The sequence below is a fragment of the Amphritea opalescens genome (assembly GCF_003957515.1).
Classification (GTDB): Bacteria; Pseudomonadota; Gammaproteobacteria; order Pseudomonadales; family Balneatricaceae; genus Amphritea; species Amphritea opalescens.
In genome coordinates this window covers 102,271-117,211 of the sequence record NZ_RQXW01000008.1, presented here as the reverse complement: position 1 = coordinate 117,211, position 14,941 = coordinate 102,271, and the positions used below count along the sequence as shown (strand labels likewise).

The following is a 14,941-nucleotide window of genomic DNA, read 5'->3' as shown; positions in this document are numbered from 1 at the left end:
AGTCGTGCAATAGTCGCACAATGCTCGTGTTACATATCCGGCAGCACCTGATGCGCGAACAGCTCTTCGATCTCGGCTCGATTACTACAGGCTTGCACTCGCTTCACCACCTCGGGTGTCAGATGGGGCGCAAATTGCTGAATAAAATCGTACATATAACCTCGCAAAAAAGTCCCTTTGCGGAAGCCTATTTTAGTGGTGCTGTATTCAAACAGATGACTGGCATCCAAGCAGACTAAGTCGGAATCCTTCTGCTCCTCAAAAGCCATCGTGGCGATAATGCCAACCCCAAGCCCTAAGCGCACATAGGTTTTAATAACATCTGAATCCACCGCGGTGAACACCACTTTCGGCTCTAACCCCTCCTGACTAAAGGCATCATCCAACTTAGAGCGCCCAGTAAAGCCGAACACATAGGTTACGATGGGGTACTGCGCGACATCCTGCAGGGTCAACTTCGACACCTGAGCTAAAGGATGATCTTTAGGCACAACCACCGAACGATTCCAGCGATAACAGGGCATCATAATGAGATCATTAAAATGTGACATCGCCTCGGTCGCAATGGCAAAATCAACGGTGCCATTGGCCGCCATCTCAGCAATCTGCATCGGCGTACCCTGATGCATATGCAAAGAAACATCCGGATAGTTTTGCATAAAGCGATGAATCGTCACGGGTAAGGCATAACGCGCCTGAGTATGCGTCGTAGCCACCTCAAGACTGCCCATTTTTTCATCGCTAAACTCTTGTGCAACCTGCTTGATACTTTCCACTTTACGTAAAATATCGCCGGCAACCTCGAGAATAGCCTCTCCTGCGGGGGTCACTCGGGTCAGATGCTTACCGCTACGGGCAAACACTTCGACACCCAGCTCATCTTCCAACAACCGTATCTGCTTACTAATACCCGGTTGCGATGTATAAAGACTCTGCGCCGTTGCTGAAACATTCAAATCATGTCGGGCCACTTCCCATATGTAACGCAACTGCTGCAACTTCATTTATACCTCCAGGAACGATAAAACTTAACTTTAATAACCATTAATTATAACACTGATATGCGATTCACAAAGCGCTGTTTAATGGAAAGGCTTATCAACGACTGACAGATAGACCAACAGTGTTGCCAATAGGCAAAGGCAACACTCACAACAGACCCCGCGTTTTGATCAGGAAAGACGACTGCGCAATTTACGAATCTCTTCTTCATAACTGCTTATCTTTTTATCGACCGCCGTTAACCTAGCGTTAGCACGCATCGCCTCTTCCGTTTTGTCTTTCACCTGATTACGCAACATATTTTCGCGGCGAGAAGCATCGTTCAGGGCCAGCATATGTTTTTGAGCGGTGCGTTTCAGCTCATCCTTAATCTCTTCGACTTTGCCCTCTAACCGCTTGCAACGGTTCTGCTCGGACAGCAGTGCCGAACTCAGCTGGCTTTTTTCACGATCCCGCTGACTTTCTTGACTCTTATAACGCTTCAGCTCAGTTTCTAGGGTTTTCACTTGAGTGCCGGTCGTCTCCAGCTTGACATCTTTCTTCGCCAGCAATCCCTGAAGGTTATGGATATCCTTGGTCAGGGTAGACTCTTTACGGCCACACTCATCCCTGAACTTCTCCAACGCGCTACGGTAATAGCGAGTATCGGCCTCAGCTTTAGCCACCTGATCAAGCCCGTGACGCTGCTCTTCGATAATACGCTGATCAAAGGTGCGCTTAGCATCATCCATTTTTTTCTGTAGCAGATTAAGTTCCTGCTCCACATTAAGGCGACGCTGTTCTTCTGTCTTCTGTCCTGCGGTTGCCGACACCAAGTTAATCTTCAACACAGCAATTTCTGCATCGAGTGCTTGTATCTGATGCTTTTCTTGCTCTAACTGCTGTTTCAGATCTCGAAAATGTTGATCCATTTCCGCTTGCTGACTTTGCACTTTAAACAGCTCAGTTTCAGAATGACGGCGCGCATCTTCGCTGGCCAACTGTTGAAACTGTTTATCGGTCGACATCGCCGACTGCGCTTCCTGTATGGCGTGCTGCCATAAGGACTCGAAACTTTGCACTAAGGATTCAGGCAGTCCCGGAATTTTAACGCTGGTATCACCCAACATTCGCATACGGTCCGGCAACACACTCCACCACTGCTCAAGCAATGCAGCCACTTGATCGGCATCCACGTCAAGCATGCTTGCCAGTTCAGCCACATTGGGTGCTTTACCACTTTTGAGCATGGCATCCGCTGCTTTATTAAACTCTTCAGTATTGATCTGTTGACTCATTAATAACGCCTACCGGGCTGTAGATTGCCCTTCAGTTTTTTTCAATTTTTTTAAACTCTTTTCCAACTCGTCACCCAAGGGTGCGTGGAAAATCTTTCGCCCACCGGAGGGCATCGGTACACGCAGCTCGGCGGCATGGAGAAACAAGCGACGAATACCGTAACTTTTCATCTCACGGTTAACCGGGTCGGTTCCATATTTATCATCACCAATAATAGGATGACCGGCAAACTGACAATGCACCCGAATCTGATGGGTACGACCGGTGATAGGCCGCGCTTCAACTAGGGTGACAAAGTTACCAAATCGCTGCAGTACTTTAAATTCAGTCAGCGAAAGCTTACCTAATGGGTGCGCTTTTACGACGCGCTCGCCCGACTTAAGTTCATTCTTTTGCAGAGGCGCATCGACTTTAAGCTTTCTTGCCGACCATTTACCCTCAACTAGGGCATGATAGATCTTGGTAATCTGTTTCGCTTGCATAGCGGCATGCAAAAATCGCAATGCACTGCGTTTCTTAGCCACCATAATACAACCGGACGTATCTCGGTCGAGACGGTGAACCAGCTCAAGAAATTTAGCGTCGGGGCGCATCTGACGAATCGTTTCAATCAATCCAAGACTGATACCGCTACCACCGTGCACTGCTAACCCTGAAGGCTTATTGATGACAATAAGATCATTATCTTCAAACAGAATAGAGCGCTCAACCAGCTCCCGAAGATTGTCACTCACCTCGGCCTGGGGCTTCTCGGCACTGAGACGAATCGGCGGCACCCGCACCAGATCACCATCCTGCAGACGGTAATCAGGCTTGATTCTCTTTTTGTTAACCCGCACTTCACCTTTACGCAAAATACGATAAATCAGCGTTTTAGGCGCACCTTTTAAGCGTGTGCGAAGGAAGTTATCTATCCTCTGCCCCGCTAGCTCTGAATCAATTTCAAACCATTGAACGGCAGGGGCGGATGTTGTTGTTTCTTCTGACATATTAATGGGATATCGGACCTTTCGATTGATGCTATCTATTTAAGCTGCTATATTCTAACGCTGCTGCGGGCAGTTGGCTTTAGCTAATTTGAAATTCCCTGTTATTTTGCCATTTAGTACATAAAATCAAGCAAATAACCGGTATGAATCCCTCGTACAGCATCAATTTAAAAAGAATTACTACGTATTTCACCCAGTTGGCTATGCCCTGATATGGCAAAACCAGTTGGAGGTGTAGATGTCAGTTGCCCGGAACCTGCCAATATATAACCGGCAGCACCAGCCCGATCAGACTTGAGACAAGACAGTCGATACGAGGCAACTGTTTCCTTCACCGTCGATAAGACCGCGTTACATAACGATGTAGCACGGCATTAAGTTAAACACAAAAGTCGTTACGAAGACTTTGTTTTGCGTGCCTGTTGTATTGAGTACAGGCACCTCTCTGTGTGGCTTGCGGCTGGATGAAGTGCGTTAGTGTTATAAGAGAACGCTAACAAACAATGAAAAGAATGCTAATTAATGCAACTCAACAAGAAGAGTTGCGCGTTGCGCTGGTAGACGGCCAACGCCTTTATGATCTGGATATCGAGTCCAGCTCCCGTGAGCAGAAGAAAGCTAACATCTACAAGGGTAAAATCACCCGCGTTGAGCCTAGCCTAGAAGCTGCTTTTGTCGAATATGGCTCAGAACGCCACGGCTTCCTCCCCCTTAAAGAGATCTCCCGAGAATACTTCAAGAAAGGTTCCGATAAAGGCGGTCGTCCGAATATCCGTGAGGTTATTGCCGAAGGGACCGAAGTCATTGTTCAGGTTGATAAGGAAGAGCGCGGCAATAAAGGCGCTGCACTGACAACCTTTATCAGTCTCGCTGGCCGTTATTTGGTATTGATGCCGAATAACCCTCGTGCCGGTGGTATCTCCCGCCGCATCGAAGGCGAAGACCGCAAACAACTTAAAGAAGCGCTTGATGGGGTCACTATCCCACCAAAAACAGGCGCTATCGTACGTACTGCGGGTATCGGCCGTACCTCTGAAGAACTGCAATGGGATCTCGATTATCTCATGACCCTATGGGACGCGATCACCGGCGCCGCCGAAGAACGTCGTTCCCCTTTCCTGATTTATCAAGAAAGCAATGTGGTTATCCGAGCGATTCGTGACTACCTACGTCAGGATATCGGCGAAGTACTGATCGATAAGCCTGAGGTTTATCAGGAAGCGATCAACTTCGTTCAACAGGTAATGCCGAGCTACCTCAACAAGATCAAACTCTATGATGAGGCGATTCCACTATTCAATCGCTTTCAGATTGAAAGTCAGATTGAGACTGCCTTCCAACGGGAAGTTCAGCTACCTTCCGGCGGCTCTATTGTTATAGACCCGACCGAAGCACTGGTCTCTATCGACATCAACTCCGCTCGCGCAACCCGCGGTAGCGATATCGAAGAAACCGCCCTGCAGACCAACCTCGAAGCAGCCGATGAGATCTCTCGTCAGGTACGCCTACGAGATATTGGTGGACTCATCGTTATCGACTTTATCGATATGACCCCCATCAAGAACCAGCGGGAAGTTGAAAACCGCATGCGCGACGCACTTAAGGTCGACCGCGCTAGAGTTCAGTTAGGTCGCATCTCCCGCTTCGGTTTGATGGAGATGTCACGTCAGCGACTTCGCCCATCATTGATCGAAAGCCGTGGCGCCGTCTGCCCTCGCTGTAATGGTCAAGGCACCGTCCGTGATACAGAATCACTGGCACTGTCTATCCTGCGTCTTATTGAAGAAGAATCATCAAAAGATCGCACCGCACAGATTCGCGCCATTCTACCGGTATCCGTGGCAACCTTCCTACTGAACGAAAAACGTAGCGAAGTACACGAAGTAGAAGTTCGTCATCATGTTCGGGTGGTTATTGTACCGAACCCCAACATGGAAACACCTCATTATGAAGTGGTTCGTTTACGTGATGATCACACCGTTATTAACACCAATGACGCTAGTTATACCCTTCAGCCAGAAACTGAAGAGGAACTGATTGTTGAAACCGCGCCACAAGCGCCGCCTGTCAGAGAGCGCGCCGCCGTCAGCACGGTAGCACCATCGACCCCTGCGCCAGCATCAGCTCCGATTCCAGCGCCTCAAGCAGCTACGCCAGCACAACCAGCGCCGGTATCGTTAACTAGCCGAATCTTCAGTGCATTGGGCGGCCTATTTGGCGGTTCAGACGATACTCAAGAAAAGGCTCGCCTCGAACAGGAAAAAGCTAAACTCGAGCAAGAACGGGAAGAGCGCAACAAAAAACAACGTGGCCGTAAACGCACGAATAACCGTCGTGACCGAGATCGCGATCGTAACCGCAATCAACGTCGTGACAGCGATAAAATAATCGACAACCTGTCTGACACTTCAGAGCCTGTCGTGCAAAAAGAGCGCGATAACACCACTGAAGAGCCAAGCCGAGGTCGTTCACGCAACCGTCGTCGCAATGAGCGGGATAAGTCTGCACCAAAAGAGCAGAGTGAAGAGCAAAACAATGCTCAACCGACTCAGCCTGAAAAAAGCAGCGAGCAAAATAAACCTGCCGAGAAAAACGAAGATGGTCGCCCTCGCGGTGAACGTCGTCGCGGACGTCGTCGTCGCGGTGAACGCAGTGGTAAGCGTACCGCTGACAGCAACAACACTGAAAACACCGAACTGCTCGCCCCTACCGACGTTAAAGTTGACGCCGCAGAGAATGCCGTTCAGTTACCAAGTGACAATAGCGAGACCGCCCCAGCCGAAACAGCTGCTCCAGTAAAAGCAGATAAATCGTCAGAAGAAGCGCCTCGTAAACGTCGCCAACGTCGTCGCGGACCAAAAACAGATAACACTGCAGCCAAAGCCGCTACAGCAGAGTCTGCATCTGCGCCAGCCAAAGAGACTGTCAAAAATACTGAAACGACCTCTGCGAAAGTGGAAGAAGCCTCAGAAACGACAACTCAGGTAGCACCTACTCAAGAAGTGCCGACTCAAGAAGCTCCGACTCAAGAAGCACCGATTCAGGAAGCCGCGACTCAAGCTGCGACCACTGAAGCAGCTGTTGAGGCACCGGTTACCGATGCGCCTAGCCCTGAGACAGAGCAGGTCAGCGAGACTAAAGCAGCAACAGAAGCAGCTGTAGAAGTCGAAGCTGCCAGTACTGAAGAGACATCAGCGCCAGTCGCTGACGAGGAAATCTCTGATACCCTCGTACTTGAAGCTGAACTCATCCCTGAGCCTGAAGCTAAAGCTGAAACAGCGCCAGAAGCGCCTAAAGCAGAAGAAACCCCTGCTGAAGCACCGGTTGCTACTAAGGAACCGGTTAAAGCTGAGCCGATCGAAGCCGTCGCCACACCGACCGAAGCGCCAGAAGAATCCAACACCGTTGAAATCGAAATTGAAATCGAGCAACCTGTTGAAGAACCTGCCCGCCCCACCGGTCGTCGTGTCCGTAAGCGTCCAGATCTAAGCGCGCCAACCGTTGCACCCGAAGAGGTGATGACCGCTCGTCCAAAACGGGAAACACCTCCACCGGTGGCAACAGAAGAGACTGCACCGCGCAAACGTCGTCAACGACGTGCGCCTAACGACCCTCGTCTACAAAGCACTGAAGCCGCTACTTCAGCTTCTGCGGACGAGAGCCAAGAAAGCAGCAATAGCTAATTGCCTATGCAATAAGCGTATAAACGCTGATTAATAAAAGCACCCTACAGGGGTGCTTTTTTTTGCCTGTCATTCAGCAGCCGCTAAAACGGTAAGCTCCACAGCATTCAAGATACACCCAACAACGCCAGCCCCTGCGATTTCATCTCATTTCCGCAACTGTTTTACAGCTCAGCATGACCAAACCTACGACTAACCGCTCTATATATCTAAAAAAATATTCGCCGGGCATAAAAAAACCGCGAATCATATCGCGGCTTTATGTCGTATCTCATGCCTTTCGAAGGAAGGCTAAATCATCAAGGATAACAACGCGGCTCAATCTCCAGCATAACCCCAAACTGCTGATAGACATCCGCCTGAATCGCTGCCGCAAGCTCAAGAATATCAGCACCGCTAGCCGTACCGTGATTCACCAACACCAGCGCCTGCTTGCTATAAACGCCCGCATCACCTTGCCGATGGCCTTTCCATCCTTGCCGATCAATCAACCAACCTGCCGCCAACTTACAATAGCCAGGCTGGTCAGCGAACATCACCAATTCAGGATAGTCATGCTTCAATTTTTCAGCTTGATCCACTGGTATAATCGGGTTTTTAAAAAAACTACCTGCATTGCCAATCTGAGCGGGCTGAGGCAACTTAGCATTACGAATGTCGCCGATAAGATCACTTAACTGTAGCGGCTCAGGGGTCGCTATCTGTCGAGCTTTAAGCTGATCCGCGATCCCGCCATATTGCAGCTTAGGATTGAACTCTCGACTTAAGGTAAAAGTGACCGCCGTAATCAGATAGCGGCCAGGAAAGCGGCGCTTAAAGATACTGTCTCTATAACCAAACTCACATTCATCCGCACTAAAGACGACCGCCTGCCCTGTTTCCATATCAAATGCGTCTAGACTCGACAAACAGTCCTTGAGCTCAACACCATAAGCACCGATATTCTGAATCGGAGCCGCCCCGACCGTGCCTGGAATCAGCGACAAGTTTTCAAGGCCATAGCAGCCCTGCTCCAGCGTCCAACGAACAAAGCCGTGCCACTCCTCTCCCGCACCGGCCGTCACGCAAATACTACCGTCAGGGTTAGGACTCATCTGCAAACCATGAATGCGATTAACCACGACGAGCTGATTGAGATCGGCCGTGAGCACTAAATTACTGCCGCCCCCAATAAAGAGTACCGGCAGGTCATGGCGTTGAATAAAGTCGCGCACCTCGGCAAGTTGGCCAGCACTCTCTAGAACCGCAAAGTAACGTGCAGAGACGTCAAAACCGAAACTGTTATAGGGCTTGAGAGAGATATTCTCCTGAATCTCAAGACTCATTGATTAAGCTCGGTAGCTATACGCTCTAACAGCGCTGCAGACGCCACCTCAACCAAATCTAGCACATGATCAAACCCAGCAGGCCCACCATAGTAAGGATCAGGGACTTCTCGCTCAGATAGATCGGCAAGCTCGAGAAACAAACCTAGATGCCCCTTATAATCAGCCGGACAGATCCTTTTTAACTCGGATAAATTCTCTTTGTCCATCGCCATAATAAAGTCATAGTGATGAAAATCAGCAGTCACTGCTTGGCGCGCCCGTAGATCACTAAGATCGACCCCGCGCTTCAATGCAGCGGCCGCTGCTCGATGATCCGGAGGATTCCCCACATGATAAGCAGCGGTACCCGCTGAGTCGATTTCTATTAAATGCGCCAAACCTCGACGCTCCACCAGTGCACGAAAGACACCATGGGCCGTTGGGGAACGACAAATATTACCCAAGCAAATAAAAAGAACGCGTTTCATGCTATCTCCTCCGGTTAATCAAGGTTCAAAAAAGATGACGTATCCGCTCAAGATCTTCAGGTGTGTCCACCCCTGCTGGCGGCAGCTCATCGGCCACATCAACATGGATGATTGCCCCGTTCCACATCGCCCGTAACTGCTCGAGACACTCCGTCTCTTCTAGCGGCGCAGGCGGCCAGAGAACGAAATTATTCAACAGCTTAACCCGATAAGCATAAATACCAATATGGCGTTGAAAATCAACGCCGGCAGGCATCACGCTTCGACCAAGCTCAGTGTTGAATGCATCTCTCGGCCAAGGAATAGGAGCCCGACTAAAATAGAGCGCCCGACCACTTTGGTCTGACACCACTTTAACCACATTAGGATTCAATAAAGACTCGATATCGTTAATCGGCTCACTCAGAGTCGCAATGCTCGCGTCGGACACCGCACTGAGGTTATGCGCCACCTGATTAATAATCCGAGGTGGAATCAAGGGCTCATCACCCTGCACATTGACGACGATATCATCGGCATAGAAGCCCAAAGAGTGAACCACTTCCTGCAAGCGGTCGGTACCAGACAGATGTTCCGCCGAAGTCATACAGACCTCGGCGCCAAAGCCTGCTGCAACATCGGCGATACGCTGATCGTCGGTTGCGATGATCACCCGCTGCGCCTCACTCTGAATTGCACGCTCATACACGTGCTGGATCATCGGTTTACCGGCAATATCCGCCAGCGGCTTACCGGGAAAGCGGGAAGAACCAAAACGCGCAGGAATAACAACAGAAAAAGCCATAGCCGCTATTTCTCCAAACGTTCATCGGTCGTCAGCGTGCGAGCTTCGGTCTCCAGCATCACCGGAATATCATCACGAATAGGATAAGCTAGCCCGGAGGTTCGGCAGATCAGTTCGTTTGTCTCTTTGTTCCATTCAACCGGTGCTTTAGATACCGGACAAACCAGGATATCGAGTAATTTCTTATCCATCGTTAGTGCCTCTGTGTGAAATGCTTTAGTAAGCGCTATTCTGCTCAGTATCGGCAGACAACGCAGTATTTAGTATAGCCTCGAGTGAAGCAGAAAAACTTTTATCCATCATCGCATTAACCTGTAAATACCAGGCATCATCAAGCCCTAGATGATCGCACTTAACCGCATCTTTCTCAGTCATTATCAACGGCAAGGGTTGCGCAAAGGTAACATCAGCGCGGCTATATTGGTGATGATCGGCAAAGGGATGAAGCTGAGGAGTAAACCCAAGACTCGCCAATGTTTGCGCAAAACGCACGGGGTTGCCGATGGCGGCGACCGCATTCACCTGACGCGGTCCGCGCCAAGCGCTAGGCTCAACAACTTGATGCGTGCTTAAGGAAACTAACGACCCTGCTTCTAGGGTCATCTGAAACGCTTTACTCGCATGCGCAGATTCGAGTAGCGCCGGCGAAGCGTTGCCATTCACCACGATAAGATCAACATCATTGAGTCGCTCTACGGGTTCTCTTAGCGGACCTTCCGGTAGACAACGACGGTTACCGAAACCTCTTGCCCCATCGATAACCGCAATCTCAACCGTGCGGTCGAGCGCATAATGCTGCAAACCATCATCACTGATGATCAGATCACAGGCCGCCTGAGTTAATAGATGCTTGGCTGCGGCGACCCGATCAGCGGAGATCACCAACGGAACGCCCGTGCGGCGCACGATCATTAATGGCTCATCCCCCGCTTCGGAAGGCTTAGCCGCTGCAGTGACAAAATAGGGTGTCGTCGGCGGTGAGGCTCGATAACCCCGACTGATGACGCCTGGGCTATAGCCTTGGGTTCGAAGATGCTCAATTAACCAGATAACTAAAGGGGATTTACCGGTGCCGCCGACGGAGATATTACCCACCACAATAACGGGCACTGGGGCTGTCCAACGCGCCTTAATACCATCAAGGTATTGCTGCCGACGTCGAGTCGCCAAACAACGAAACAGTCGTTCCAACGGCCGCAACAAGGCAGGCCAACGACTGCCATTATACCAGGCCTGTTCCAGCCCCATCACTAAGGCTCAGCCGGTTTCTGAGTGGTAATGCTGAGGCCAGCAAAACCCAATTTTCCAGCCACATCCATCACGGTAACCACCGATTGATGCGCCGCATTGCCATCGGCAGAGATAATAAAGGGGAGTTTGCGATCATCACCTACCTGATCAATAATCGCACGGCGTAGGGTTTCCGGCTGATTATTCAGTAAGCTTTGACCGTTAACGGTATAGCCACCATCAACGCCTATCAGCACTTCTAAGGTATCCGCCTTAGCCTCAACTGCTTCGCCATCCGCTTCAGGCAAGCTGATCTGCAGATGGGTTTCGTTGGTGAAGGTGGTCGACACCATAAAAAATATCAGCAACAGGAAGACCACATCAATCAAGGGCGTTAAATTGACAGAAACGTCTTCTGTTTGCTTTCGTTTGAATTTCAATCGACTCATCGGTTACTCGAAATCTACTTCACGGTCGCCATGAACCACTTCAACCAGTTTTTGACACTCTTGCTCCATCTCAATTAACAGTGTCTCAATCCGACGCTGAAAATAACGGTGAAACACCAACGCGGGGATCGCAATCGACAAACCTGCCGCAGTCGTGATGAGTGCCTCAGAAATACCGCCCGCTAATACATTAGCGTTACCGGTACCCTGCAACATGATCTCGGCGAATACCTTAATCATACCGATAACCGTACCCAGCAACCCTAATAACGGGGAGATGGCAGCAATCGTGCCTAGTGAATTAAGAAACCGCTCCATCTGATGCATAACATGCTGAGCCGCCTCCTGAATACTTTCCTTCATGATCTCGCGGCCATGGGTCGAGTTATTTAAACCCGCCACCATAATCTGGCCAAGAAAACTTTGATTACGGATCTGCAACAGCCGCTCAGGCGTCATTTCACCATTGCGTACCATCGTCCAGACCTCGGATAAGAGGTTTGCCGGCGCTACTCTTTTTTTCTGCAGCACCCAAAATCGCTCTAGACAGATAGCCAGAGACAAAATAGAACAGGCGATAATTGGCAGCATTAGCCAACCACCGGATTGTATCAACTCAAACACCAGATTTTCTCCTTCAGACCGGCCCATACTCTAGCATAGAGTCCGACGCCAGTGTAGTGATTAACCTGCTGTCCAATAACGCTTTTTCTGATCTCGATAGGTTTTAGTCAAACAACCGTTGGCCCTGCTCTCCAACATTAGTGCGCCTTGCTCCGCAGTATTCAACCAGGGCAGCTGTAACCGATTTAATCGATCAATCACCGCCTGTGCAGGATGCCCATATGGATTATCAAAACCCGCACTAAATAGCACCCAATCAGGATGCAACGCTTGCAACCACCCGATTGAACTCGAATACCGACTACCATGGTGCGCGGCCACTAACCAGTTGGTTGTTAGATCGGGATATTTAGCCAATATTTGCTGTTCAATACCCGCCTCAATATCACCGGGAATAACAAGCGAACACTGCTCAGACTCTACCAGTAGCACGCAGGAACGATTATTCTCATTCACCACAGACAACCGAGCGGGCTGAAGAAAACGAAACCGGATGCCCTCCCACTCCCAAGCATCATCCGCCACACAGGGTTGTATTGATGGTTGGCGGTAGAGTGTCGGACTGCCCGAAAGCACCTGTTTGATCTCGAACTGCGAGTTTAACTCAGGATAGCCACCCGCATGATCATTATCTTTATGGCTTAATACAAGCCGATCAATATGCTCAATATGGCGGCTTTGCAACAAGGGAATTAACGTAAATCGCGCAATACTACGTCCTTTAAACGCAGCGCCCGTATCAAAGACTAAGGTTTTGTTAGCGGTTTCAATCAACAACGCTAAGCCCTGCCCCACATCCACTACCGTGGCGCGAAAATCACCCGAATCGATAGAGTCGCGCGCCGGAAAAACTAACGCCAGCAACAGAAAGAGACCAAAATATCCGACACCCGTCCAGCGAGGCAAAATTAACAATACCGCCGCCAACAACCCCAACACAACGGCCAGGGTACTTGGATAGCCACTCAGCACCCCACCGGCAGGAGAACAAAACTCAAGTATCTGCCAGAAATAATCCAATAAGCCATTTAAGAGAGAGGCACCGAAAGCCGGCTCAATGAGGCACAGCAACAACCCCAATATCACCCCTGGCAAGACAACAAAGGTTAATAGCGGGATAGCCACTAGATTTACTAACGGAGCGATCAAGGTAACCTGACCTATCCAAAGCAATAACAGCGGCATCAACCCCAGAAAAACCGCCCATTGAGTTCGTAGTACCGTGACGATACCTTTACTGGCCTCCCCTTTAACGATTAGCAACAGGGCAGCAACCGCCGCAAAGGACAACCAGAATCCCGGCTGATAAAAACTTAACGGCTGCAGGAACAACACCAGCACTAACGCCAACTGATAGCGTAACCACACACTGATAGACCGATTAAACAGCAGCGGCAACAACATCGCCAGCGACATAATTAAGGCACGCTGAGTCGGAATACTAAAGCCGGCCAACAAGGCATAACCCGAAGCCATTATGAGCGCCGGTACAATGCGATACGCACGAAGATCATCGGCCTTGACTGTCAATCGCCGCAGCCCTAACTGCAGCAACCAGCCGATGCCATAGCCAAAGAGACAAGCGATACCGATATGCAGACCACTGATCACGATAAGATGCACCGTACCGCTCTGCCTTAAGATTTGCCACTGAGGGTCCTGCAACCCCTGTTTATCACCCAACACAAGCGCCCGCACCGTTGCTTGCGCTCGCTCATTTAATGGCAGCCCTACCAACCACTCCCGCAATTGATAACGCTGATACGCAACCTGACTTCGCCCCGTTTGCTGAGGCTCAGCGAGAAGCTTCGCGCTGCGCACATAGCCCTTAGCATTGATTCGGTCTGCAAATAAACGGGTTTGATAATCACTGCTGCCGGGGTTCCTTAACCCCCTCGGGGGTTTAATCCGTACGACAAATTGCCATTGCTGACCCGGCACGATTCGCTCATCGGTTTTATACCAACTCAGTAACAGATGCTGTAAGTCGATGTTCGTGGATGTATCAGATAGCTGATCAACGTCAAACCGAAATCGACGCATATCCGAAAAGGAGTCCGGCAAGTCACTAACCACCCCAACAACGGTTAATGTTTGCGCCGTCATCGACAGCGGCATTCGCTGGCTGAGATTGACATATCCCCAGCCTGAGGCATACAAAATGCCCAGCAGAAAACCCGCAAATTGAATGCGCAACCCAGTGTTATATAGAGGCCTCAAGCCAAGCCATCGCCTAAACGGCGGCAGACAATCAACCAACAAAAACACCAATAGCGCGACAAGAACCCAAGATGGCAGTAGCTGTGGCAGCCAAGCGACCAACAGCATCCCCAATGCTATACCAATCATCCTTGATTACCGGTTGGCTTAATGGATTGAAGGAGGCATAATTAGCTCCCCCATCAGCTAACTATAAGTTCCTCCCTGATGCCGCGCAAACTTATTAAAAAATTTATGCCCGATGAGCGAAAGCTCAAATCCAACCGCTATCTAAGCTGGTTGGGTAGTCATATACATGATCCAAACCTCTGGCACCTGACCCGCAAGTCAGTCAGCCGAGCGTTTTTCGTGGGGCTATTCTGTGCATTCATCCCTCTTCCCTCGCAGATGTTGATTGCGGCGGTGGCGGCGCTGTTCGTGCGCAGCAACCTACCGATCTCTGTCAGCCTTGTGTGGCTGACAAACCCACTGACCATCCCGCCGATGTTCTATTTCGCTTACTGGATAGGCACACTCATTATTGGCGTCGATGTGGTCGCGATCGATTTCGAAGTCAGCCTTCAGTGGATTAAAGCGGAACTAGACCATATCTGGTTGCCGCTAGTTGTCGGCTCATTGGTCTGCGGCCTTGTCAGCGGTTCGCTGGGTTATCTGTTGATGCAGCGCTTTTGGGTATGGCATGTCAATAAAAGCTGGCGTAACCGTCAAGGACGTAAATTTACGCTACGCAAACAAAAAGCGGCAAAGACCTCGTCGGATAATCCGGATAGCCCAGAGGTAAATCAAGCCGAGGACCCACAGCAGAAGTCGCCCGACTCTGGCACAGAAACAGACCACTCAGATAGCAAAAAGCCGGAATAGGATTCCGGCTTTTTAATATCATCAGT

At 50.1% G+C, this 14,941-nt stretch carries 13 protein-coding genes; 2 read left to right on the top strand and 11 right to left on the bottom strand.

Features of this window, described 5'->3' with window-relative positions:
• Positions 1 to 29 precede the first annotated feature (29 nt).
• From cysB to rluC, 3 genes are all read right to left on the bottom strand, one after another.
• On the bottom strand, positions 30 to 1,004 hold the full coding sequence (gene cysB, locus EH243_RS10700) for an HTH-type transcriptional regulator CysB (RefSeq protein WP_126158654.1): 975 nt from the start codon (positions 1,002 to 1,004) through the stop codon (positions 30 to 32).
• A 168-nt stretch (positions 1,005 to 1,172) separates the two neighbouring features.
• Entirely contained in the window at positions 1,173 to 2,279 is a 1,107-nt protein-coding gene (locus tag EH243_RS10695) for a DNA-binding protein (protein ID WP_126158653.1), read from the bottom strand.
• Positions 2,280 to 2,288: 9 nt separating this feature from the next.
• Complete coding sequence (gene rluC / locus EH243_RS10690) at positions 2,289 to 3,269, bottom strand: 23S rRNA pseudouridine(955/2504/2580) synthase RluC (protein WP_126158652.1); 981 nt, start codon at positions 3,267 to 3,269, stop codon at positions 2,289 to 2,291.
• A 503-nt stretch (positions 3,270 to 3,772) separates the two neighbouring features.
• Between rluC and rne the strand changes: the two genes are divergently transcribed.
• Positions 3,773 to 6,952 (top strand): ribonuclease E, encoded by a 3,180-nt coding sequence (gene rne, locus EH243_RS10685; protein ID WP_420897536.1) that lies wholly within the window; start codon positions 3,773 to 3,775, stop codon positions 6,950 to 6,952.
• Between the two features lie 299 nt (positions 6,953 to 7,251).
• Here rne and murB read toward each other — a convergent pair whose 3' ends face one another.
• From murB to EH243_RS10645, 8 genes are read right to left on the bottom strand one after another with little or no spacing between them, the layout of a single operon-like run.
• Positions 7,252 to 8,277: a UDP-N-acetylmuramate dehydrogenase gene (gene murB, locus EH243_RS10680; RefSeq protein WP_126158650.1), complete on the bottom strand. Its 1,026-nt coding sequence runs from the start codon at positions 8,275 to 8,277 to the stop codon at positions 7,252 to 7,254.
• Entirely contained in the window at positions 8,274 to 8,747 is a 474-nt protein-coding gene (locus tag EH243_RS10675; RefSeq protein WP_126158649.1) for a low molecular weight protein-tyrosine-phosphatase, read from the bottom strand. Before EH243_RS10675 ends, murB begins: the two co-directional genes overlap by 4 nt.
• Before the next feature lie 25 nt (positions 8,748 to 8,772).
• Entirely contained in the window at positions 8,773 to 9,531 is a 759-nt protein-coding gene (gene kdsB, locus EH243_RS10670; RefSeq protein WP_126158648.1) for a 3-deoxy-manno-octulosonate cytidylyltransferase, read from the bottom strand.
• A gap of 5 nt (positions 9,532 to 9,536) precedes the next feature.
• Complete coding sequence (locus EH243_RS10665) at positions 9,537 to 9,722, bottom strand: Trm112 family protein (protein WP_126158647.1); 186 nt, start codon at positions 9,720 to 9,722, stop codon at positions 9,537 to 9,539.
• A 25-nt stretch (positions 9,723 to 9,747) separates the two neighbouring features.
• Entirely contained in the window at positions 9,748 to 10,779 is a 1,032-nt protein-coding gene (gene lpxK, locus EH243_RS10660; RefSeq protein ID WP_126158646.1) for a tetraacyldisaccharide 4'-kinase, read from the bottom strand.
• Between the two features lie 2 nt (positions 10,780 to 10,781).
• A complete protein-coding gene (locus EH243_RS10655; protein WP_126158742.1) occupies positions 10,782 to 11,201 on the bottom strand; it encodes an ExbD/TolR family protein in 420 nt (139 codons plus the stop codon).
• 12 nt (positions 11,202 to 11,213) lie between these two features.
• Entirely contained in the window at positions 11,214 to 11,834 is a 621-nt protein-coding gene (locus EH243_RS10650; protein ID WP_126158645.1) for a MotA/TolQ/ExbB proton channel family protein, read from the bottom strand.
• Between the two features lie 60 nt (positions 11,835 to 11,894).
• Positions 11,895 to 14,183 (bottom strand): DNA internalization-related competence protein ComEC/Rec2, encoded by a 2,289-nt coding sequence (locus EH243_RS10645; protein WP_126158644.1) that lies wholly within the window; start codon positions 14,181 to 14,183, stop codon positions 11,895 to 11,897.
• Positions 14,184 to 14,261: 78 nt separating this feature from the next.
• Between EH243_RS10645 and EH243_RS10640 the strand changes: the two genes are divergently transcribed.
• Positions 14,262 to 14,915 carry a DUF2062 domain-containing protein gene (locus tag EH243_RS10640; RefSeq protein WP_126158643.1) on the top strand — a complete coding sequence of 218 codons (654 nt, stop codon included), beginning with the start codon at positions 14,262 to 14,264 and terminating at the stop codon, positions 14,913 to 14,915.
• Positions 14,916 to 14,941: the final 26 nt, after the last annotated feature.